At 51.9% G+C, this 22,486-nt stretch carries 19 protein-coding genes and 2 pseudogenes; 11 read left to right on the forward strand and 10 right to left on the reverse strand.

Annotated features, from left to right (window positions below):
• Window positions 1-30 precede the first annotated feature (30 nt).
• The gene (gene rhaS / locus O1Q98_RS09145) at window positions 31-855 is read right to left on the reverse strand and encodes an HTH-type transcriptional activator RhaS (protein ID WP_125258141.1); all 825 of its coding nucleotides are present in this window, start codon (window positions 853-855) and stop codon (window positions 31-33) included.
• A gap of 389 nt (window positions 856-1,244) precedes the next feature.
• On the opposite strand from rhaS, the pseudogene rhaB reads away from it, so the two are divergent.
• From rhaB to O1Q98_RS09170, 5 genes and pseudogenes are all read left to right on the forward strand, one after another.
• Window positions 1,245-2,734 (forward strand): annotated as a pseudogene (gene rhaB / locus O1Q98_RS09150) (rhamnulokinase).
• The gene (locus tag O1Q98_RS09155; protein WP_125258139.1) at window positions 2,731-3,987 is read left to right on the forward strand and encodes an L-rhamnose isomerase; all 1,257 of its coding nucleotides are present in this window, start codon (window positions 2,731-2,733) and stop codon (window positions 3,985-3,987) included. Before rhaB ends, O1Q98_RS09155 begins: the two are co-directional and overlap by 4 nt.
• Window positions 3,988-3,996: 9 nt before the next feature.
• Window positions 3,997-4,828 (forward strand): annotated as a pseudogene (rhaD, locus tag O1Q98_RS09160) (rhamnulose-1-phosphate aldolase).
• A 176-nt stretch (window positions 4,829-5,004) separates the two neighbouring features.
• Entirely contained in the window at window positions 5,005-5,319 is a 315-nt protein-coding gene (gene rhaM, locus O1Q98_RS09165; protein ID WP_125258137.1) for an L-rhamnose mutarotase, read from the forward strand.
• 407 nt (window positions 5,320-5,726) lie between these two features.
• Window positions 5,727-7,325, forward strand: a complete 1,599-nt coding sequence (locus O1Q98_RS09170; protein WP_125258136.1) for a methyl-accepting chemotaxis protein — start codon at window positions 5,727-5,729, stop codon at window positions 7,323-7,325.
• A 111-nt stretch (window positions 7,326-7,436) separates the two neighbouring features.
• On the opposite strand, the gene O1Q98_RS09175 is transcribed toward O1Q98_RS09170, so the two are convergent.
• Window positions 7,437-8,249 (reverse strand): IclR family transcriptional regulator, encoded by an 813-nt coding sequence (locus O1Q98_RS09175; protein WP_125258135.1) that lies wholly within the window; start codon window positions 8,247-8,249, stop codon window positions 7,437-7,439.
• 601 nt (window positions 8,250-8,850) lie between these two features.
• On the opposite strand from O1Q98_RS09175, the gene O1Q98_RS09180 reads away from it, so the two are divergent.
• From O1Q98_RS09180 to O1Q98_RS09190, 3 genes are all read left to right on the forward strand, one after another.
• Window positions 8,851-10,083 carry an MFS transporter gene (locus O1Q98_RS09180; RefSeq protein WP_125258134.1) on the forward strand — a complete coding sequence of 411 codons (1,233 nt, stop codon included), beginning with the start codon at window positions 8,851-8,853 and terminating at the stop codon, window positions 10,081-10,083.
• 378 nt (window positions 10,084-10,461) lie between these two features.
• Complete coding sequence (locus tag O1Q98_RS09185; RefSeq protein WP_205744234.1) at window positions 10,462-10,992, forward strand: chorismate mutase; 531 nt, start codon at window positions 10,462-10,464, stop codon at window positions 10,990-10,992.
• Between the two features lie 466 nt (window positions 10,993-11,458).
• Window positions 11,459-12,358, forward strand: coding sequence for a jacalin-like lectin (locus O1Q98_RS09190; protein WP_125258133.1), 900 nt, complete (start codon window positions 11,459-11,461; stop codon window positions 12,356-12,358).
• Window positions 12,359-12,502: 144 nt separating this feature from the next.
• Here the strand turns inward: O1Q98_RS09190 and O1Q98_RS09195 are convergent, their stop codons facing one another.
• Entirely contained in the window at window positions 12,503-13,888 is a 1,386-nt protein-coding gene (locus O1Q98_RS09195; protein WP_125258132.1) for an MFS transporter, read from the reverse strand.
• A gap of 222 nt (window positions 13,889-14,110) precedes the next feature.
• On the opposite strand from O1Q98_RS09195, the gene O1Q98_RS09200 reads away from it, so the two are divergent.
• A complete protein-coding gene (locus O1Q98_RS09200; RefSeq protein WP_125258131.1) occupies window positions 14,111-14,893 on the forward strand; it encodes an HNH endonuclease in 783 nt (260 codons plus the stop codon).
• A 416-nt stretch (window positions 14,894-15,309) separates the two neighbouring features.
• Entirely contained in the window at window positions 15,310-15,951 is a 642-nt protein-coding gene (locus O1Q98_RS09205) for a LysE/ArgO family amino acid transporter (protein WP_125258130.1), read from the forward strand.
• Window positions 15,952-15,956: 5 nt separating this feature from the next.
• On the opposite strand, the gene O1Q98_RS09210 is transcribed toward O1Q98_RS09205, so the two are convergent.
• The 5 genes from O1Q98_RS09210 to O1Q98_RS09230 form a co-directional block, all read right to left on the reverse strand.
• On the reverse strand, window positions 15,957-16,760 hold the full coding sequence (locus tag O1Q98_RS09210) for a hypothetical protein (RefSeq protein WP_125258129.1): 804 nt from the start codon (window positions 16,758-16,760) through the stop codon (window positions 15,957-15,959).
• Window positions 16,761-16,980: 220 nt separating this feature from the next.
• The gene (locus tag O1Q98_RS09215) at window positions 16,981-17,481 is read right to left on the reverse strand and encodes a hypothetical protein (protein ID WP_125258128.1); all 501 of its coding nucleotides are present in this window, start codon (window positions 17,479-17,481) and stop codon (window positions 16,981-16,983) included.
• A 224-nt stretch (window positions 17,482-17,705) separates the two neighbouring features.
• Window positions 17,706-18,173 carry a cyclophilin-like fold protein gene (locus tag O1Q98_RS09220; protein ID WP_240632702.1) on the reverse strand — a complete coding sequence of 156 codons (468 nt, stop codon included), beginning with the start codon at window positions 18,171-18,173 and terminating at the stop codon, window positions 17,706-17,708.
• 76 nt (window positions 18,174-18,249) lie between these two features.
• A complete protein-coding gene (locus tag O1Q98_RS09225) occupies window positions 18,250-19,278 on the reverse strand; it encodes an alpha/beta hydrolase (protein ID WP_125258127.1) in 1,029 nt (342 codons plus the stop codon).
• Between the two features lie 21 nt (window positions 19,279-19,299).
• Window positions 19,300-20,349 carry an NAD(P)-dependent alcohol dehydrogenase gene (locus O1Q98_RS09230; RefSeq protein ID WP_125258126.1) on the reverse strand — a complete coding sequence of 350 codons (1,050 nt, stop codon included), beginning with the start codon at window positions 20,347-20,349 and terminating at the stop codon, window positions 19,300-19,302.
• 160 nt (window positions 20,350-20,509) lie between these two features.
• On the opposite strand from O1Q98_RS09230, the gene O1Q98_RS09235 reads away from it, so the two are divergent.
• Complete coding sequence (locus tag O1Q98_RS09235) at window positions 20,510-21,427, forward strand: LysR family transcriptional regulator (RefSeq protein ID WP_125258125.1); 918 nt, start codon at window positions 20,510-20,512, stop codon at window positions 21,425-21,427.
• 350 nt (window positions 21,428-21,777) lie between these two features.
• On the opposite strand, the gene O1Q98_RS09240 is transcribed toward O1Q98_RS09235, so the two are convergent.
• The gene (locus O1Q98_RS09240) at window positions 21,778-22,173 is read right to left on the reverse strand and encodes a DUF6088 family protein (RefSeq protein ID WP_125258124.1); all 396 of its coding nucleotides are present in this window, start codon (window positions 22,171-22,173) and stop codon (window positions 21,778-21,780) included.
• Window positions 22,174-22,209: 36 nt separating this feature from the next.
• The gene (locus tag O1Q98_RS09245) at window positions 22,210-22,485 is read right to left on the reverse strand and encodes a type II toxin-antitoxin system RelE/ParE family toxin (RefSeq protein ID WP_012883161.1); all 276 of its coding nucleotides are present in this window, start codon (window positions 22,483-22,485) and stop codon (window positions 22,210-22,212) included.
• Between the last annotated feature and the right edge of the window lies 1 nt (window position 22,486).

The following is a 22,486-nucleotide window of genomic DNA, read 5'->3' on the forward strand; positions in this document are numbered from 1 at the left end:
AGTCGTTACCCGTATGCGCCTTGGGGTATATCACATCCGTTGGCGCAATGCTTTGGGAGCCAGCGAAAAGGCTTTACGAAACTGGGTAGAGAAGTGATTACTATCACTAAAACCGCAGTCATGGGCAATAGTCGTGATGGAATCATCACTCTGTTGCAGGCGACGGCGCGCTTCCAGCAACCGTAACCGGTTGAGATAGCGCTGGGGCGTCATCCCGGTGTGTTGCTTCAACTGCCGGTGCAGCGTGCGTAGCGAGAGCGAAAAGCGCTCTGCCATCCCTTCCCAGTCAACATCGTCGCAGAAATTATGCTGTAACCAACCCAGCAGCGCCTGAATGCCTTGTTGTTCGCTACCATCAGCCTCGGTGCGAAAGCATTTTTGCCTCAGCAGCACCAGAATTTGTAAGAACAGGCTTTCACTGGTCGCCACATTTTCTGCCTTATCACTCGCTGACAGCGCTGCCAATTGCATAATCAACTGTTTAACCTGCTGTTGCGTGGCGCTGTTGACCTGCCACTGACCCAGCCATTCGCCATTCGGCCCGTAAGGTAAAAACGGGGCGATATCTGACAGGAAACGAAAACCACGCGGCGAACGGTACAAAACATTGGTCAAGTGCAGCGACTCCACCTGTTCAAACAAATGGCGATCGTTGTCACGCACAAAAAACACCGCGCCGCTGCATAACGCAAATGGCTGGTCATTAAAAACATGCACCCCGGCACCCTGTTCAACCAGCACGATTTCCCAAAAATCGTGATAGTGCTCAGGGAAGGCACCTTGTGGCATACGCGGTTCCACCGCTACCGTCGCTGCCTGTGAAGCAAAAAACTCATCGCCATGAAGTTGTGCCATGTCGCCTTCCCCCTGTTCCTGTCCTGCCACATTTATCTGCGAATATCACCTGGCAGGATAGTAGTCAGAAGGCGTGCTCCCGCGCCTTAAAATAGCGCCGCGCAATTGCCGCTGCGAGGTCATTTTTTCAAGATTGCACCGCTAAATCGCTGAAATGCGGGCAGGATCACAGGCACAAAAACAAAGCATAACGCCCGTCTCCCGGCGCTTATCCGACCAAACTGTGAAGTGCTTCACAGTCAACTTTGCCATTTTGCCAACCCGTTTTTACAGATGGCACTCACCAAAAGGTCATCCCGCTTTATCTTTTCTACACTGAGCTCACAGTCATAACGTGTCCGGGCAAGGGCACTCTTACGCACTATCACGCACTATCACGGGAGAACGGCATGGCTTTCAGGCATTGTGTAGCGATTGACCTCGGCGCATCCAGCGGACGAGTGATGCTGGCCACGCTGGATACCGACACCCGGCGTCTGACGCTGGAAGAGGTACACCGTTTCAGTAATGCATTGCGGTTATGGCAAGGCCACCACCTGTGGGATCTGGATGAACTGGAGCGCCAGATTCGCTATGGATTACATCGGGTTGATGCGCGCGGCATCCAGCTCACCAGTATCGGCATTGATAGCTGGGGCGTTGACATGGTGCCGTTGGATGCGAATGGCAAGCGAGTCGGCCTGCCTTATGCGTACCGCGATCACCGTACCGATGGACAGATGGCGCAAGTTATCGCCGAGCTTGGGCGCGAGCGGCTCTACCAACAGACCGGCATCCAGTTTTTGCCGTTCAATACGCTGTATCAGCTGCGGGCCCTGCGCCAGCAAAACCCGGCTGACTGGGCACAAATCGCCCATCTGTTAATGATCCCTGACTATTTCCAGTACCGGCTAACCGGGCAAATGGCATGGCGAATACACCAACGCCAGCACCACACAATTGCTGAACCTGACCAGCGGTAACTGGGATAGCAACCTACTTGATTACCTCGGCATACCACCGCAATGGCTGGCTTCCCCTCAACAACCCGGCCATCAGGTCGGCCAGTGGACGGCCCCCAGCGGCCGCACGGTGCCGGTCGTCACCGTAGCCACCCACGATACCGCCAGCGCAGTGGTTGCCGCCCCGCTACAGGATAGCGACAGCGCTTATCTCAGCTCTGGCACCTGGTCACTCATCGGGATGGAAAGCCCGCAGCCGCTGACCAGCCGCGCGGCGCTGGCGGCTAACATCACCAATGAAGGCGGCGTGGCCGGAAACTATCGGGTGTTGAAAAACATCATGGGGATGTGGTTGTTGCAGCGCGTTTGCCAGGAACAACATGTCACCGATTTACCTGCGCTACTGCGGGATGTGGCGCAGCAACCGGCCTTTCTAAGCCTGATTAACCCTAATGACGCACGCCTGATTAAACCCGGAATCAATGAGTGTGGCGCTGCGCACGCTTTGCCGCGAACAGGGGCAACCGGTTCCCGACAGCACCGCCGCGCTCGCGCGCTGCATTCTCGACAGTCTGGCGCTCTCCTACCGTCAGGGCCTGATGACATTAGGGCAATTGCGCGGTCGCGCTTTTGAGCGGCTGCACATCGTTGGCGGCGGCAGCTGTAATACGCTGCTCAACCAGCTGTGCGCCGACGTCTGCCAGATACCGGTGCTGGCCGGGCCAACCGAGGCCTCGACGCTCGGCAACATCGGCTGCCAATTAATCGCATTGGGCGATGTCGCCGATCAGCGCGCATTTCGCCAGTTGCTAACAGAAAATTTCCCGCTGCACACCTTCCTGCCGCAGCGGCTTGATACCAAACAACAGAGTGATTTTTCTGGTCATTATCGCCGCTTTGAGGCGCTGTGCCAGGCTAATGAGGAGCTTACCGTATGAATACCGCGATAGACACCGCCTGGCAGTTGGCCAGAGAACGTTATGCGCGACTCAATGTGGATGTGGATGCCGCACTGCGTCAGTTAGACAGTATCCCGGTGTCAATGCACTGCTGGCAAGGGGATGACGTTGCAGGCTTTGAACATAATGGTGGCGCATTGACCGGCGGCATTCAGGCAACCGGCAACTATCCGGGTAAAGCCCGTAACGCCACCGAGCTGCGGGCCGACCTGGAACTGGCATTTCGGCTGATCCCCGGGCCAAAACGCCTTAATCTGCACGCGATTTATCTGGAGTCAGACACACCGGTTGCGCGTAACGCCATCGAACCGGAACACTTTCGCCACTGGGTTGAATGGGCGAAAACGCACCAGTTAGGGCTGGATTTTAACCCTTCTTGTTTTTCACATCCGCTCAGTAGCGACGGTTTTACCTTGTCCCACCCGGATGAAAACGTGCGCCGTTTCTGGATTGAGCACTGTCAGGCCAGCCGCCGCATCTCGGCCTGGTTCGGCAAAGAATTGGGCACTGCGTCAGTCATGAATATTTGGATACCGGATGGCATGAAAGACCTGACGGTAGACCGGCTGGCCTTCCGCCAACGGCTGCTGGACTCGCTGGATGAGGTTATCGCTGAAAAACTCGACCCGGCCCACCACATTGATGCGGTAGAAAGTAAGTTGTTTGGCATCGGTGCCGAGAGTTTCACCGTTGGTTCCAATGAATTCTATATGGGCTATGCCGCCAGCCGCCAAACCGCGCTGTGTCTGGATGCCGGTCACTTCCACCCAACCGAGGTGATTTCCGACAAAATTTCCAGCGCCAGCCTGTTCGTGCCGCGTCTGTTGCTGCATGTCAGCCGCCCGGTACGCTGGGACAGCGATCACGTCGTGCTGCTTGACGATGAAACACAGGCGATTGCCCATGAAATTGTGCGCCATCAACTGTTTAACCGGGTACACATCGGTCTGGATTTCTTCGATGCCTCGATTAACCGCATCGCAGCCTGGGTCATCGGCACCCGCAACATGAAAAAAGCGCTGTTACGCGCCTTGCTTGAACCTACCGCCATTCTGCGTGAGCTGGAGCAAAACGGCGACTACACCGCGCGTCTGGCGCTGCTGGAAGAGCAAAAATCACTGCCCTGGCAGGCCGTGTGGGAACACTACTGCCTGCAACAGGATGTCATGCCTGGTGGTGAATGGCTGCAAGCCGTTCGTGATTATGAAAATACCGTTCTCTGTCAACGTTAAGGATTTAGCATGCAATCAATAGTTTCCTCCTGGTTTGTACAGGGAATGATCAAAGCCACCAGCGATATGTGGTTAAAAGGTTGGGATGAGCGTAACGGCGGCAACATCAGCCTGCGCCTTGAGCAGTCAGATGTGACGCCGTTTGAGAGTGATTTTTACCCTCAGCCGCGCCACGAAGCGCTGTCGCAACCGATGCCGCAACTGGCAAACCAGTGGTTTATCGTCACCGGATCGGGCAAATTCTTTCGCAATGTCCAGTTAGACCCGGCGGATAATTTGGTGTTACTGCAAGTTGACCACGATGGCGCGGGCTACCGCATTTTCTGGGGGCTGTGCAATGGCGGGCTGCCGACATCCGAACTGGCTGCACACTTTCAGTCACACTGTGTGCGCATTGATGTGAGCGGCGGGCGCGATCGCGTCATCATGCATTGCCACGCCACCAACCTGATTGCCCTGAGTTATGTGCTGGAACTCAACAGCGCTGCATTCACCCGTGAATTATGGGAAGGCAGCACCGAGTGCCTGGTGGTCTTTCCTGATGGCGTGGGTATTGTACCGTGGATGGTGCCCGGTACGGATGCCATCGGCACCGCAACGGCAGAACAGATGCAACACCACTCGCTGGTACTGTGGCCGTTCCACGGTATTTTCGGCACGGGCCCATCGCTGGATGACGCCTTTGGCCTGATCGACACAGCGGAAAAATCCGCTGAAGTGATGGTAAAAGTGCGCTCAATGGGTGAAAAAAAACAGACTATCGCCACCGAAGAGTTAATTTGCCCTTGGCCAGCGTTTTGGCGTGACACCGATGGAAGCCGCATTAAAATACGGCGAGTAACAACGGCGTTAATCGGTTCAGGATGCCGTGTCGGTCGCGGTAATTGTGGGTTGTAATGGTGAAATCCCACACACGACAGCCTCGACATGGCAAACAGGGATGTGCCGTCAACCTGGCATCACGCGAATGGATACATGACAACCACAACAGGACAGCTACAACAGGACAACCGAGCAATGTTAAGAAAAGCCTTTGTAATGCAGGTCTTCCCTGACTGCCATGAGGAATATCAGCGCAGGCACAATCCGATATGGCCTGAGCTGGAAACCGTATTAAAAGCGCACGGCGCTCATCACTACAGTATTTTTCTCGACCCGACGCGCCACCTGCTGTTCGGTTATGTGGAAATCGAATCGGAAGAGCGCTGGAATGCGATTGCGCAAACCGAGGTTTGCCAACGCTGGTGGCACCATATGAAAGACCTGATGCCCGCCAATGCAGATAACAGCCCGGTCAGCACTGAACTCAAACAGGTATTTTGGCTGGAATAAGCGCCCGGCAGGGCAACCTGCCATTTCCTGGCGAAGAGTAATCATACTCATGATATGCACCTCAGCCATCGCCCGCCATGCTCACGGCAGCGATGATTACGCCAGTGATTGATGGGCACATTAATCGTTAGTGCGATAAATATTTTCCTGGTAGGAAAAAAGAAAAAAACGACGCAGTAAAAATCTCAGTATCTTCAATAAAAACAGAAGATTAACGAATCACACCCACCGCAAAAAAGTCAAAAATACAGCAAAGTACAAAAATCTCACGCCAGAATCACAAAAACACATTTCAGAAATAAAAAAACATTTTACCAAAATGATGACTTGCTCTCATGCGAGCCGTAAATTTTTGCACTATTCTGCCGTTACTAAAGACACTTTCCCTCCCAGAAAAGAAAACAACTATGAAGAAATTTTCGCAATTAACCGTTTTCGCCAAGCTCCTGTCCGGGTTCTCGGTTCTCATTGCCATGATGCTAGTGCTTGGCGTCGTCGCGATTTATCAGCTTAATTCCAGCAATGACAATATTGGTCATTTCAAAAATGATCGCATGCCGGGCCTGCGTTACGCGCTGGAAATGCGCGGCGTACTGTCTGAAATTCGACTGCAGCAGGTGCAATACATCGCCTCGAAAACCCCGCAGGAAGTCGAAGGGCACCGCGTAGAGTTGCTGCAAAATCAGGATATTTTTCTCAATGCACAGGCTAACTATGCCAAATTGCTGAAAAATGCACCGCAGGATAAACAAGCGCTGTTTAATCAAGTGGTCGATAACTTCAAGAACTTCGTTGATGTTAACGTCAAGGTGATTGATGCCGTTAACGGTGGCCGTCTGGATGAGGCCAGCAAAATCAGCGGTGCAGTCTCCTCTAAATACCGTACTCAGTTGATGAAAGATTTGGCGCAGTTGGTGAACAGCGAAATTGTAGCCGGAGAAGAAGCCGGTGCAGTTTCGGAAAAAGGCTACCAGAGCGCCTTATATGTGCTGTGTGGCCTGCTGGTGCTGGCGCTGATCGCCACCATCGTCATTGCCACCATGATTGCGCGTAACCTGTCTCGTCAGTTGGGTGGTGAACCCACTTACGCGGCCGCCATCATGCATGAGGTGGCATCCGGCAACCTGAGCGTACCTATCGAACTGCGCGCAGGCGACACCACCAGCCTGCTGGCAACCATCAAATTCATGAACGACAGACTGGCCGAAACCATTCACAGCATCGTCGAGGGCAGTGAATCGATGTCTCAGGTGGCCGACGAAATTGCACAGGGAAATAATGACCTGTCGCAGCGTACCGAAGAGCAGGCCGCATCACTGGTGCAGACCTCCTCTAACATGCAGCAGATCACCGAAACGGTGAAACGTAACGCCGAGAATGCGCATCAGGCCAGTGAGCTGGCGCGCCAGACCTCACAAACAGCGGTGCATGGCGGCAATGTCGTGGATGACATGCTCAAGCGTATGCATGAAATCTCCGACAGTTCGCAGAAAATTGTCGATATTATTGCCGTGATCGAAGGTATTGCCTTCCAGACCAACATACTGGCGCTGAACGCTGCCGTTGAAGCCGCACGCGCCGGGGAACAAGGGAAAGGCTTTGCCGTGGTAGCCGGTGAAGTTCGCAACCTGGCGCAAAAGAGCGCCAACGCCGCAAAAGAGATCAAAACCCTTATCGAAGGCACGGTGGAGAAAATCACCGACGGCTCGCGTCATGCCGATACCGCCAGCCATGCCATGGATGAAATTGTCAGCTCTGTTACCAAAGTGACAGACATTGTTGCTGAAATCTCGATGGCATCCACCGAGCAGCATCAGGGCATTCGTGAAATCGGCGTCGCGATTGAACAGATGGACCGGGTGACTCAGCAGAATGCGACGCTGGTCGAAGAAGCGGCGACTGCTGCGCAGTCAATGACTGAGCAAAGCGAGCAGCTGCGTGACTCGGTGCGTATCTTCCAGTTGAAAAGCACCAATAACAGCTCATCCAGGCTGCGCCTTAATTAAGCGATAGCCTCGCTACCGGGTATTTATGCTAAAGGCCGGGTCATTGACCCGGCCTTTATTTTTACACCCCAGGTTCCTGCTGGCTGGTCGCCTAAACGATCAACGTTTATTTCAGGCGACGGACTGTTGCTGTAGCGCAAGCGACAACGCCTGCGCCGTCTGGCGTAATGGCTCCAGCAGCCTCGCTTCACCGACTTGCCGCAATTTCACCGCCGACATGGACAGCGAGATAGCATATTGCACCTTATGGTGGGCATCGAGCACCGGCGCGGCAATACAGAACACGCCAGCCTCATGTTCTTCTCTGTCAAACGCGACCCCTTGCTGGCGCACCCATTCCAGTTCCTGGTTCATTCGCGCCTGCTCGGTAATGGTATAGGGCGTGAGCTTGCGTAAATTCGGCTGCTGGCGCTGCCAGTAAGACAAAAATGCGCCCGGCACGTCATCTGCCAGAAAAAGCTTGCCCATCGCGGAGCTAAACAGCGTCATCTGTTGACCAAGGTAGGCGCGGGTACGGAGCATACCGGTCGTCGGCTCAAGCTTATGGATTAAAATGCAGTGATCGCCATCGCGTAGCGAGAAATTCACCGTTTCCCCCGTCGTGGCATTGAGCCGCTGCAACAGCGGCACCGCTTGCCTGATGACCTCAGGAGGAGCCAGAGACTTTTGCCCGACGGCAATAAACTTGGTGGTCAAACGATAACTGCCCGCCGCTGGCGCCGGGGTAACGTAGCCGCACGCCTGCAACCCTTGTAGTAAGCGGTGTACCGTACTTTTATTCAGATTGGACAATTCAGCCAGATGCGCCAACGGGCACCCGTTCGGGTAATTGCTCAGAATATCGATAAGCAGAAACCCTCTCACCAAACTCTGATTGCCGGAAGCTTTATCCTGGCAGGTACTTTCCCTTGTTTGCGCTCTCATGCTCGCCTCTTCCCGACCCCAAACAAACGCTTATCGATAACATGATTTCGTATTAAATGACGTGATCTTGCGCCACTCTGCCAGGGAAAATTTACACGCTGTTATCTACCTCATATTCCAGCGGATAGCGCGCGCCGGGCAGCGGCGCGTCTGGCCATGGCGGTTTGCCCATGTGTTACGGTGAACCCGACACCCCATCGCCAAACGGATACAACGGCTGTCATGTCATTCGATATTATGTTGAAAACACGATTTGGCTCGCTGGCAATAAATGCGGTAGCCATTAAATAAACATTTACATTAGAGACATCACAACACTATATTTAGCCTGTTCTGTTTTTTGGCGACGTTTATTTTTCATTTATGTTTACGTCATTTTTTTAATTTACAAAACATGGCCTGATATATTTCTCACTCTGAATAACCAAGTGACTTTAATGCTACGGCGTTGCCCTATGCGGAAACGGCCTATTGTCGTAATAACCCAGCCAGCGTAATAGCATGATAAATCGGCACAGTACAGCGCCTATCCAACAGTGCGCTTAACAGCATTTTCTTGTGCAACTTGCAGAATGCCAGAGATATCGGGGGTATTTATTCAATGAACCCTTTGCTGCTTTTCTTTCTTGCTTTGGTCTTTATTGCCGATGGCCTGATGGTATTTCTTATTCCCGTCATGGTGTATGCAGAAACCCATAGTATGAGCTATTCCGGCCTCTCTTATGCATTATGGTGGCTGCCGCGTATCGTGCTAATCCCGGCGCTGGGGTCACTGATTGATCGTTTGGGTATTCGTCCGGTATCCATCGCCTCTGATGCGACCAAAGCCTTTGGCTGCCTGCTGCTATGCCTGGTGCTGAACTTTGCAGACCAACCGCTGACCCTGAGTATTGCCGCCGGTCTGCTCGGCGCCTGCATTTCAATCGGTAATGCCCAGACGCTAACCGCCATGGAAAAATTGATTGCATTACGCAGTCAGCAACTGGATCGGGATGCCAATCTGCTCACCCGACTGGATCTGCTCGGTATGGTATTTGGGCCGGTTATCGGTATGCTGCTATACGAATACAGTTTCATTACGTTATTGTATATCGCTGCAACGCTCTATTTATGCAACGCCTATTATTTTCTAACCTCTCGGCTGTTTACTTACACATCAGAATATTCACACGATAATAAAGAAAACACAGCCTATTTAGCATCTAATTATCTTATGACTTCGTTATCGATGCTAAAACGCCCATTTATTATTTTGATGATTTTGCTGGCAATGGGAAATAACCTGTTTGATGGGTTAGTTGAATCCAGCGGGGCGGCATTAATTGAACAATATATGGGCTTGTCAGTAAAATATTTTGGCTTTATCGATTTGTGTGCCGGTGTCGCAGGCTTTTTATCTACACTCTTGTACGCCAGCGCGCTAAAACACCTGAGCCGTGAACGTTTGCTGGCTCTGGGGCTCATTTTCATTGTCGCGTCATCGTTGTTACTCACCCGTTCACTCACACAGCCAGTGCTCTTTATCAGTTGCTATGCGCTTGGCATTATCGGCAAGGTTTTTACCGGCAACATCATGCGCAGCCTGCGATTAAGGCTAATCCCGACCGACCGGCTGGCCAGCGTCTCTTCGCTGATAATGATGCTTAACCAGTCGGTTTTGCCGCTGGCGGGAGGGATGCTCTTTTTCTGCGAGTATTACCGTTGGCCATTAATGTATTGTCTGTATTTCGCCATCGCGCTCTCTTTGCTGGCGGGGATAGGGTTGCTGATTGGCCTGCGGCGAAAATCAGTTGCACAGTCACTCTGCGCCACCCAGCCAGACCATGCGGCATAAGACAGGCGGCCTGAGCGTGTCAATCTATGTCCAGGCGTATAAAAACGTTATCCCGACGCCCTCACCCAGCCAGAATGTCATGCGGGCTCCCACAGGAGCCCGCACGCAAGCAAGACACCGTCGGTGCTCTGCCCATCGCATTAGTACCAAAAATAAATCATTACAAATGACAAAATAACACCAGTAAACCACATGGCAACATGCCACCCAGCGCTACGTTTGGTTACGAATCGATCATCGCCAGCCCTCACGCTTTACGTTACATACGGTGTGTTGCGTGCAATGACGTGGTATTGCCTGCCGTCGCAGGCCGCTATTCGTTGCCCGGCAATACAGATTTTTTCCTGAAAAAACGCCCTTTTATCATCTGGAGAGACCATGTTACGGACAATATGCCTTGCCGCCTGCCTGATAAGCACCAGTGTGCTGGCCGCACAGAGCCACGATCTGGCTGCGCAGGTCAATCAACGCCTTAGCTACATGAAGGATGTCGCAGGTTACAAAGCCGCTCACCATTTAGCCATTGAAGATTTACAGCAGGAGGAGAACGTACTGAAAGCCAGCCGTCAGCAAGCCACACAGTACGGGCTGGATGCCGATTCCGTGACGCCGTTTATTCAGGCACAAATGGATGCGGCGAAAGCCATTCAGTATCGCTATCGCGCGGACTGGCTCGCCACGCCGGAAACAAACTGGCAGCCCCGTCCGTTAGACGAGGTTCGGGCCAGCATCGCCACACTGAACGCCGCCCTGCTACAGCAACTGGCTGAGACACTGCGCCAGCAAGGAGGGACTCTCAGCCAACTGAATCACAAGGCGTTTCTCCACGCCGTGACGCAAAAACACCTGTCTGAACAGGACAAGGAACGGCTGTTCTCGACGCTCAAACAGGCCACATTGCAAAAATAACCTGCTCAGTGCGCTCACGTGGCGCACTGTGACGCCAGGCTCGCATGAGACAAACGCCTGCTGACGTATCCTGATGACAGGCTGATTGATGCTACGCATAATTTTTTATGCGAATAACGCAAAACCTATTATCCCAAATAACATTATCCAAACCGGTGAGTGAATAATATCACTCATATAATTACATCTTTCAGAAAAATAAAAAACCAACGCATACAACTCGTTATCATTTTCTGACAAAGACAGTTTTATAAAAACTTGTATTACCAAAATGAAATTCTACACTCATAAAACCAGAACAATATTAAGGCCTGAAATCACCATGCATTAATTAGCGTAAAAATACATTCAACATAACCTCTTCACTCAATAAAAATGGCCAATACCGCCATTAACACGTATTGAAATAACTACCACCCGGCACGATATCGGGTGAATAAAAATATAGTCAAAAAAGGAGCGCAACATGTCTGCAATTATCACCTCTGTCTATGGCGGCAATGGTGGAAGCCCGTTCATACATAAAGTTGTTTACAAACTTGGCCTGCGAACCGGCAGCCGTGTTGATCAAATACAGATTAATGACGAGAATCACGGCGGGAACGGTGGCAGTGCTTTAGGTGCGATTACCCTTGGAAATAATGAATATATTAACCGGGTTGACCTACGTTCAGGCTCCGAAATAGATTACGTGAAATTTACCACCAACAAAGGCACAAGCCTTGGCGGTGGCGGCAACGGCGGTGGGGCACATGTTTTAGAGAACGTGCGCGTTCTTTATATCGGTGGCCGTTCCGGTTCGCGGGTTGATGCGCTCGATATCACCTATGTTAAAGATTATGTGCCATCAAAAGTCGTTGCAGAAAAAGTCGGTTTTATTCTCAGTTATGTTGCACCGTTTACAGAGCTGGAAGAATATACCGACTCACATCAGAAAACTGTCGATAGTTATAAGCAAGTCACCGAACATATGCTAGACCAAAAATATAGCGCCAGCGTACAAGGCGAATATTATGTCAAAGTATCGACCTCGACCGACATCGAAATAAAAGACACCAATTTAACGACAATTGAATCCGAGCTGACCCGGGAGCTGCAACACAGCATCAAAAAGACCACCAAAGTTCCTGAGAATTATGTCGGTATTACTGTGGTGAGCGGTACAATTTTACTCGGTGAAGATAATAATTACTGGATGCACCCCAGCACTGAGCCCTCTTATTCCGTTATCAAACAGACTGATTATACCAACATGCTGAATCACTATGATTTAACCGGTGAGCTGTATACTCAAATGCCCGAGCTGAAGAAATATAAAAAAGTGCAAAACGGTTTCGTTTTTTATGCGGAAACCGTGCAGGAATAATCCCCTTCATGCCAACACCCCTCGGATGAAGACGGTTCGGTTGACCGCATCCGTCTTCGCTCCGGGTTAGGTTTATGCCTGTCAGGCGGCGCAACAACAGCGCGGCTGACAGGCTTCGCCAACATTCAATGCGGCCACAGGCGCTCAACGCGGCGACAAGCGCGCAATGCGTTGCCCGCTCACCAGCGCTGCCAGCGCCGCAAAGCTGCCTGCGGCCAGCAATGCCACCTGAGTCCCCTGTGTACTGAACAGGTTAAACATCAGCGCCACCAGCGCTGCACCACTGGTCTGTCCGACCAGACGCGCAGTACCCAGCATACCGCTGGCCCCACCGCTACGATGGCGCGGTGCCGCACTGATAATGGTGTGATTATTGGGTGACTGAAATAAACCAAACCCCGCGCCGCACAGCATCATACGCAACGCAATATCCCAGTAGCCGGGCGAAGCAGGCAGCCAGGCCAGCGAGTAGAGCCCCAGTGAAAACATCATCAGGCCAAGCGTACATAACACACCGGCATTCACCCGTTCAATCAGTCGGCCCGCCAGCGGAGCGATGACGACCGTCGCCAGCGGCCAGGGCGTCAATAACATTCCGGTTTCAATTTCATTGAGGTGCAACACGTGCTGGAAATAAAACGGCAGCGATACCATCGCCAGCATCTGCGCGCAAAATGAACCGATAGACGTGGCAACAGAGAGTGCAAATACCGGGATTTTCAACAAATCAACCGGTAACAGCGGCGATTGTTGACCAAGCTGGCTGCGAAAAAAGTAAAGGCCAATCAGTAACGCCAGCAATAGCTCACCCAGCGTCAGCCAGCCGCTCTGCTGTTGGGCAAAACCGCCGAGTGCGATAAAGAACAGCCCAAACGTGAGTGCGTTGAGCAACGCGCCCGTCGTATCAAAACGTTGCGCTTTTAGCCCCTCATTACGCGGTAAGAAGCGCCAGCCCAATCCCCATGCGACAAGACCAAACGGCACATTGATGGCAAACAGCCATTGCCATGACGCGACACTCAAAATACCGGCGGCAAGCGTTGGCCCCGCCGCGCTCGACACCGCCACCACCAGCGAATTAATCGCCATGCCACGCCCAAGCTTATCTTTGGGGTAGATGAGCCGAATCAGCGCGGTGTTCACACTCATCAACGCCGCCCCCGCCAACCCTTGCAGGATGCGGGCAATCGTCAGCGTCGTCAGAGAATCAGACAAGGCGCAAATGAGCGAGGTCAGCGTAAACAGCACCAATCCAACCAAATAAATACGGCGATAGCCGATGCGGTCGCCCAGTGACGAAAGTGACAGTAACGTCATGGTTATCGCCAATTGATAGGCGTTGACTATCCAGATAGATGACGCCGGGCTGGCGTTAAAATCAGCCGCGATACTCGGCAGCGCCACGTTTACAATCGCGCCATCGAGCACCGCCATGGCAATACCGAAGGCAATGGTCAGCACTGCACCGATACGCGCAGGCATTGGCAAACCGTCCGCAGCCACGGAGGAAGCCTGTGAAGACGTTGTCATATTCAAGATAGCATCCAAAAAAACAGACGAAAAAGGGGGTGGTTACACGTTATTGCTGCGCGTGTTGTTGTTCCGCTACCCTACTGGGTTTAAACCGATGAAGCAATTGATGCAAAACGCAATTTGTGCGCTATCGGGTTGATGAGCGCCATGATTTTTTCTGCCTGACCTGGCATAGTTAACACCTGCTAATAACGTCTTGTGTTAACGAACAGGAATAACATGGCCGCGACTTCACGCTGGACGCGCGAACAGCTGTTGATTGCCTTTACACTCTACAGCCAGTTACCGTTCGGCAAACTGCACGCCCGTAACGCCGACATTAAACACTATGCTGCGCTTATCGGCAGAACCCCTGCGGCACTGGCGATGAAGCTGGTGAATCTTGCCAGCCTCGACCCGATGATTATCGAGTCAGGCCGCAGTGGGCTCACACAGGTCTCAAAAATGGACCGGGAGCTGTGGCAGGAGATGGACTGCGATCCCGATGCCTTCGAACGGCAATGCCAACAGGCGATGGCGGCGCTACTCCCGTCAGATGCCGCTATGCGCTACGCACCATCGGCCCAGGAAACGCCTGCCGATTATTACGGCCAGGAGCGCCAGCGCACGGTCAATACCCGCATCGGCCAGCAACTGTTTCGTAAACGGGTATTGAGCGCTTATCACGAGCGTTGCTGCATTACCGGGCTTGAGGAGCCTGCGTTACTCATCGCCAGCCACATTGTGCCGTGGCGCGAAGCGCCGGAACACCGGCTTGACCCCAGCAACGGCCTGTGCCTTTCTGCCCTGCACGACAAGGCTTTTGATATCGGCCTGATTGCAGTTAACGATAATCTGGAACTGCTGCTATCGCCGCAGTTAAAAAAACGCAAAAATTCGGCAACCGCTGACTTATTCGCGGCTTACGAAGGCAAACCGCTGCAATTACCTGCGCAGGCGTGTTATATGCCTAACCCGGCCCATTTGCGTTATCACCGTGAACATATCTTCGTAAAACGCTAACAGCCTGAGGCTGTTGGCAACTAGCGAGGTGGCCTTGTGAAGGGTGAAGTTTGTTAGGTCAGTGAATAAATTTCTTGGCTGCTGCTTCATGACACGTGCGACCTTCGGCGTTCGCCTTCGTGGTTCGGACTTGCGCTACGTCGATGTGGCTCACCCGGCGACGTCGGCCACCATCGCGCCGTTTTTGACGCGGCAAAGAGGCGTCGCCCTGAACTTCATGCGTTTGTCAGCCGTCTGACCTTGTTTTTGTGCGCCTTTAAGGATGTCAGATTAAGCCCATTATTATTAGACAGGCTAATAATATATTAAATTTATTGATTGGCCTTATAATAAAAACCCCGCCATTATCCCCGCTGTGCCGCAACAGCATGCACTGTTCACCCCTGTCCGTCTTATCGCTTTAGAGATAGCCAATCATGTCGATACCTGTTTTTATTACCGGCTTTATGAGCAGCGCTGGCCTTATTGTTGCCATCGGCGCCCAGAACTCCTTCGTGCTGCGTCAGGGTATGCGCAGGGAACATATATTCTGGGTCAGTTCGGTGTGTTTTTTATGCGACATGCTATTAATGACGCTTGGCGTACTGGGGCTGGGTAAAATGATTAACGACAGCCTGCCCGCCCTCATCACCCTGACGCTGGCGGGGGTTATCTTTTTGCTGTGGTATGGGTATAACGCGCTGAAAAGCGCCTGGCGCGGCAACCATCAACTGACGCTTGCCACCAGCGCTGAAAGCCTGCGGCAGCGCCGAACCGTTATCGGTGCGACGCTTGCCGTCAGCTTGCTCAATCCCCATGTTTATCTCGACACCGTGGCAATTATCGGCGGCATCTCTTCGGCTATCGCCCCGGAATTGAAGCTGTTTTATCTGGCCGGAGCCATCAGCGCCTCAGGGCTTTGGTTTTACACCATTGGCTACACCGCCGCCGCCTGCTCACGCTATTTCGCCAAACCCGTGACATGGCGCATTATCGACAGCCTGATTGGTTGTTACATGATAATCATGGCGTTGCAGCTGTGCCGCTTTTTGTACCAGACATCATCCCTGCACGCCTAATGGGATTATTTACCGCCAGCATAAGTGGCGGCCCCCATCGCGCTGACGTAGACATTATGCGCCTGACCGGTGTGTTTCATCGCCAGCCAGAAAGACGGCTCTGCTACCAGCATCGATAGAGGACGCCACTGCAATGCAGTCTTATCAGACTCAGCAGAGCGATATAAACCGAACCAGCCGTCAAACCCGGTCTTGTCGGCAACCGGAGCCAATGCAACCACCGTGGTTTCAGGCTGGCCGAACAGCTGTAGCATCCGTTCCAGCCAGCCAATTAATTGCGCGTGTGATAGCGCTTCCCCGGCGTGGCCGTGTAACACCCCGGCATACAGGCAAACCGGCTGGGGTTTCAGCTCCAAAAATTGGCTCGCGGACAGCGCTTTCCCGGTCAGGTGTGTATCGTCCCACCCTTGCGCAGCGGTGCGCAGGGTTTGTGCATCGCTGGCGGCGAAGAGATCCAGCCCCAGCAACAGGTAATGGCGCTCATCCAGAGGATGCGGCTCAGAGGCTATCACCGGCAAAGCAAGGTCGGCACCTGACAGCCACTCAGGAGTAAACGCCTCTTTTTCTGAGAAAATTTTCTCAATCTGATGAATGTTTTGCCGGGCATTGAAGTCACAGCGGTAGAGAATATCGAAAAAAGTTTCCCCTTCAATCTCACGCGTCATCACTGAAGGAGGCACCGGCATCGACAATGCCAGCGTATTTAACAAATCCGGTAAGTAGCGCAACGCCGCCACTTCGGTATCGGTGCTCTCGCTACGTACCCAGGACTTACGTCGGTACTGCTCTTTTATATGGTAGCCTTTCATGGTGTTCCTCCCGCCAATAAATGTCCTCACACCATAATTCGGCACGGCGGAATTCTCTTCGGTGGTACAGCGGGAAAAACAGGCAAGGGCTCGGAGATGCGCTGGTGGCAGGTAAATGATTGCTGAGGCATAGACAACGAACAGGCATGACACTGGCGTGATGAACACCGATTTCCATCAAGCCAGTCAATTTATTCACTTTAGATAAAATGTACCGCCATCAAAAAAGATCGCTTCGGGTAAAAAACGGTCCAAAAATGTGCTCTATATGAACCGTCATACCTTCATCATCCAAAGAGCGCTTATTAATTTCATCACCACTTTCATCATAGATATAGCTATGAAAACCGGGGCCATAATCAGTAGATTCCAATATCATGGATTTATCCGATGATGTATTATTAGAGCGAATCTTCATAATATAGTAAGGATATAATATGGCGACATGAATCGTGTCCATTTCTCCCACAGAAATAATGAGAACAATCACAGACACCAAAAACAAACCCATATCGGCAGCGGCCTTGGCAAACAGGCCAGAAAAAATGGTAAACAATAATTGGATTAGCCGGACTACAACCCATATCAGAAGAATAAAAGACAAGAATAAAGTTAGCACCGCTCCGGGATAAAAAGAGAGAATAAAACCAATCGAAAACATCAGTGCCGAGTCACGAACAAAACGCCGCGTATAGGCTGATTTAAATGGAAGTAACTTCATGATAATAATCAACAGCGCCTTACTCAGAAAGAATAAGAGAAACATGAACGATAGCTGTTGATAAGTCAAACCGACCCTCGAATCTTGCCAGAAAAAACCAATCGAACATCCACCCCCATTAGTTCGTCATTTTTTAGCGCGTCAAATCAGGAGAAAATAGGGTAATACCGGAATGTTTGCGCGAAAGAATGGCGGGGCTCAGGCGAAAAAACAGCGATACACACTCAAGGGATCGAGAACGTGACGGTGGCAGCCTGCGTGCCGAGACTCTGCGCCAGCATCTGCGGCGCGATGACCTTGCCAAGCGGAGTATAGCGATAGGATGTAGGAAAGGTGGCATAGAACAACACCAGCGTTTTTGAGCCGTACAGCATCAAATCGCCTTGCTGAATCAGGCCCGGAGCCTGCGGGTTTATCGGTAAGGGGTCGGCCAGGTCGATGAATTTTTCATTGCCATTCAACTCCGCCATGTGGAGCGTGAGCGGCAACTGTTTTAGCCAGGCCGTCACCGCCGGATTATCGTATAACTCAACGTCAAATATTTGCTGATGAATCGTCATTTTCACTCGCATGGTATTTTCCTTTATCGATGCATCCGGCTGATGGCCTAACGGTGCGGCATCACTGCAATAAAGATACCCGCTGGAGAACAGGGCCATCAACGTCACAATAGCCGGTCGCCAATATTGCATGGTTAAGCTCCAGAGTATGTATTACCGCAAGCATCAGGCCGCCTTCTTCCGGCGGCCTGACATCACACTAATATTATTACTTTAGATTAGCTTTAAAGAACGAGGTCAATTTCGCAAATGGAATTAAGCCGGTTCTATCATAGAGGTCAACGTGGCCCGCACCCGGTACGATATACAGCTCTTTCGGCTGGGCTGCGCGTTTATACGCATCCTCGCTAAATTCTTTCGAGTGGGCGTTATCGCCGGTAATAAACAGCATCGGACGCGGTGAAATAGTTTCAATATCGTTAAACGGATAGAAATTCATGAATTTCACGTTGCTGGTCAGTGTCGGGTGCGTTGTCACCTGCGGTGACGAACCTTTCGGTGTAAATTCACCGCGCGGCGTGCGATAAAAATCATAAAACTCTTTTTGCACATCGGGTGTATCGGCCTCAATTTTATGCACCGTACCGCCGGTATATTTAATCGCGCCGCCGGTAAATTCGGCATAACGCTGTTCGGCTGCCTCAGCAATAATTTGCTTACGTTGCGCCAGCGTTAAAGAGTGGTGCAGCGCATTGCGGTTCGCCGACCCCATATCATACATACTCACCGTCGCTATCGCTTTCATGCGCGGGTCAATCTTGGCGGCACTGATGGCAAAACTGCCGCTGCCGCAGATGCCCAGCACGCCAATACGGTTGCGATCGATAAATTCACGCGTACCAAGATAGTCAACGGCAGCGCTAAACGCCTCTGCGTAAAGGTCGGGCGCAACGGCATTACGCGGCTGCCCGTCACTCTCTCCCCAGAACGAAAGGTCGATAGCCAGCGTCACGAAGCCTTGCTCTGCCAGCTTCTGGGCATACAGGTTCGAGCTCTGCTCTTTGACGGCTCCCATGGGATGGCCGACGATAATCGCCGGATGCCTGCTCGCCTGATTAAGCCCTTTCGGCATAAACAGATTGCCGGTGACAGTCATCTGATACTGGTTTTTAAAGCTTACCGTTTGTTGGGTAACGCTATCGCTTTTATAAAAATTATCCGCGCCATTCGACATATCAGCGGCGCTCACGGCAGAGGTCGTGAACAACAGACCAAACAACAGGGGCAACGTTCTCATAACAGTGTCCTCAGTGGGGAATTACGCCGTCAATGTGGCGTTATCAATAACAAACCGATATGTCACATCACCTCTAAGCATGCGCTCATAGGCTTGGTTGATATGATCGGCACGAATCAGCTCTATCTCGGCCACAATTCCGTGCTCGGCGCAAAAATCGAGCATCTCCTGTGTTTCAGGGATGCCGCCAATCATCGAGCCAGCAATCGAACGGCGTTTGAAAATCAGGTTAAAGACTTCAGGTGAGTCATGCGGCGAGGCGGGTGCGCCAACCAGCGTCATGGTGCCATCACGTTTTAATAAGGCGGTGAATGCATCAAGGTTATGCGGTGCTGCCACAGTGTTGATAATTAAATCAAAACTCGCAGCGTGGGCAGCCATTTCAGCGCCATCACGCGACACCACCACCTCATCGGCCCCCAGCGCTATTGCGGCATCGCGTTTCGCCGCAGAAGTGGTGAAAGCCACCACATAGGCTCCCATCGCATGGGCCAGCTTCACGCCCATATGCCCAAGCCCGCCAATCCCGACGATACCGACTTTTTTACCCGGGCCCGCCTGCCAATGGCGCAATGGCGAGTAGGTGGTGATCCCCGCACACAGCAGCGGCGCAACGGCAGCCAGTTGTTCCTGTGGGTGGCGAATACGCAGCACATAGCGCTCATGCACCACGATTTGCTGGGAATATCCGCCAAGCGTATGCCCCGGCGTATCCGGGGTCGGCGCGTTGTACGTCCCGACCATATGGTCACAGTAGTTCTCCAGCCCATCGTGGCAGTCATCACACTGCTTGCAGCTATCGACAATACAGCCCACGCCAACCAGATCGCCGGTCGCAAACCCCTGTACCTGCTCGCCGGTCGCTAACACACGCCCCACGATTTCGTGGCCGGGAACACAGGGGTAACGCGTCCCTGCCCATTCGGCGCGCACCTGATGCAAATCAGAGTGGCAGACGCCGCAATAGGCAATCTCAATCCTGACATCGTGCGGGCCAGGCTCACGACGGCTAATCTCCATCATTTGCAGCGGTTGCGTACTGGAATACGCGCCAATGGCCTTAATTTTCATTGCATGGACTCCTCAATGGCATGGTTACACGCCCGGGTCTGTACCCGGTTACACGCTGTTTTCCTGCTGAAAATCTTACACGGCGGGTGTATCCTGACTAGCTAATGAATACTTAATAGGCTTATAAGCAAGGGTTATTAATGGGCATGCTGGGGGCTGGATGAAACGTAATCTGAACGATCTGCTCTATTTCGTGACCGTCGCTCGTGAAGGCAGTTTTACCCGTGCGGCCGCACTGCTCGGCGTCACTCAACCGGCGATCAGTCAGGCGATTTCAGCGCTGGAATCTCGCATGCAGATTCGCTTGCTGACCCGCACCACCCGCAGCGTTTCCGCCACGGTTGCCGGAGAGCGTTTGCTGCAAGCCATCGGCAGTCGGATTGATGACATTGAGGCCGAACTGGATATGCTCACCGCGCTGCGCGACAAGCCTGGTGGTACAGTCCGTATCACCTGCGGCCCCGATGTGCTACGCACTACGCTGTTACCCAAATTGGGCCCGTTATTACGCGAATACCCGGATATTCACATAGAGTTTGATGCCAACCATGGCTTCAGAGATATCGTGGCAGACCGCTTCGATGCAGGCGTAAGGCTTGGCGACACCATTGATAAAGACATGATTGCCATCCCTATCGGCCCCCAATTACGCATGGCTGCCGTCGCCTCACCAGACTATTTCTCCCGCAACCCCATTCCCAAAACGCCGCACGAACTGACCCAGCATCAATGCATTAACCAGCGCATGATCCGCTCAGGAGGGCTCTATGTATGGGATTTTGATCAAGACGGCGGCGATTTAAACGTCCGCGTCAGCGGGCAGCTCATTTTTAATACCTCTTTGCATATCGTTGACGCGACACTGGCAGGGTTAGGCATCGCCTTTTTACCGGAAGAGGAATTTGGCTCGCACATTAAAGAAGGCCGTTTAATCCGTATCCTGGAAGAGTGGTGCCAGCCCTTCCCCGGCTATTACCTCTACTACCCCAGCCGCAAACAACCCTCCCCGGCATTTTCACTGGTGGTTGACGCACTGCGGGTCAGGCCGAAAAACCCCGACACATCGTTATCGCCATAACACACTTCGCGCGCACGGTACGGCCTATCGTGCAAACAACCAACATAAAAACAACCGACATAGAAATAACTCACATAGAAAGTGCGCCGTTCAGCAAGTCAAGACAGATAACTACTGGATTTCAGGCATAAAAAAAGACGTCGGTTGACGTCTATTTATATACTGTTGGTGCGAAGGCCGGACTCGCACATTGCATGTAACCTCTTGATTTAATATTAATTAAAATAAAGACTAAAGACATTATACCAACACAGATACCAACGCTTGAAATTGTTAAATTTGGGACTCGAAGCCGCGCAGATGTTTTAGAAGGGAAGATTGGCACCTGACAATATCATTGCACCAGAGCATCATGCATTTAATTTACTGTTCCCTACGCTAAGCACTCTTTTAAAACTCAGCGGGGTTTCTATTTCCAGAGACACAGGAATCTGCGTGGATTTCCCGCTGTTATACGCTGCCGTTGCACCAACGAAACGATAAGGGACATTTAAACACTCTAAAGTTTCAATAATCACGGCTGAAGATCCCCCTGGTGCGGAAGGCATGATGTTGCCAGTAATACTATTTTGACGAGCTTTGGTGTATACCCCGTAGCCCACCTTCAGTAATACACCTTCACTGACCAGATTACGTAATACTTTGCCAACTTGGGCATAGCTGCCAATATCCTTGAAGTCATCACGAGTGAAGACATAACGCGTGGAACTCTTCAGCCTAGACTGAATACGATCTCTCATCATCATGTTCTCCTTCATATACTTATCGAAGATAACGATAATTCAGCGATCTTCTCGTGTATGCCACAAATCGACGATATAAATAGTGTTGTGCTGAATTTCATAGTGAACCTCGTAATCATCAAACAGAATTTTTCTCACCTCACGGGGTTCATATCTTGTCTGAGATACACCGATTCTTGGATGATCAACAAGCTCTGTTGTTCCGATGAACAGGCGATCTAACACATCGTCAGCATGCTGCCGACTGTACTGGCTGGCAAACCGATAAATGCGCTCTAGGTCATCCTGTGCCTTTTGTGTCCAAAGTATTTCCATT

The organism is Dickeya lacustris (genome assembly GCF_029635795.1).
GTDB lineage: Bacteria > Pseudomonadota > Gammaproteobacteria > Enterobacterales > Enterobacteriaceae > Dickeya > Dickeya lacustris.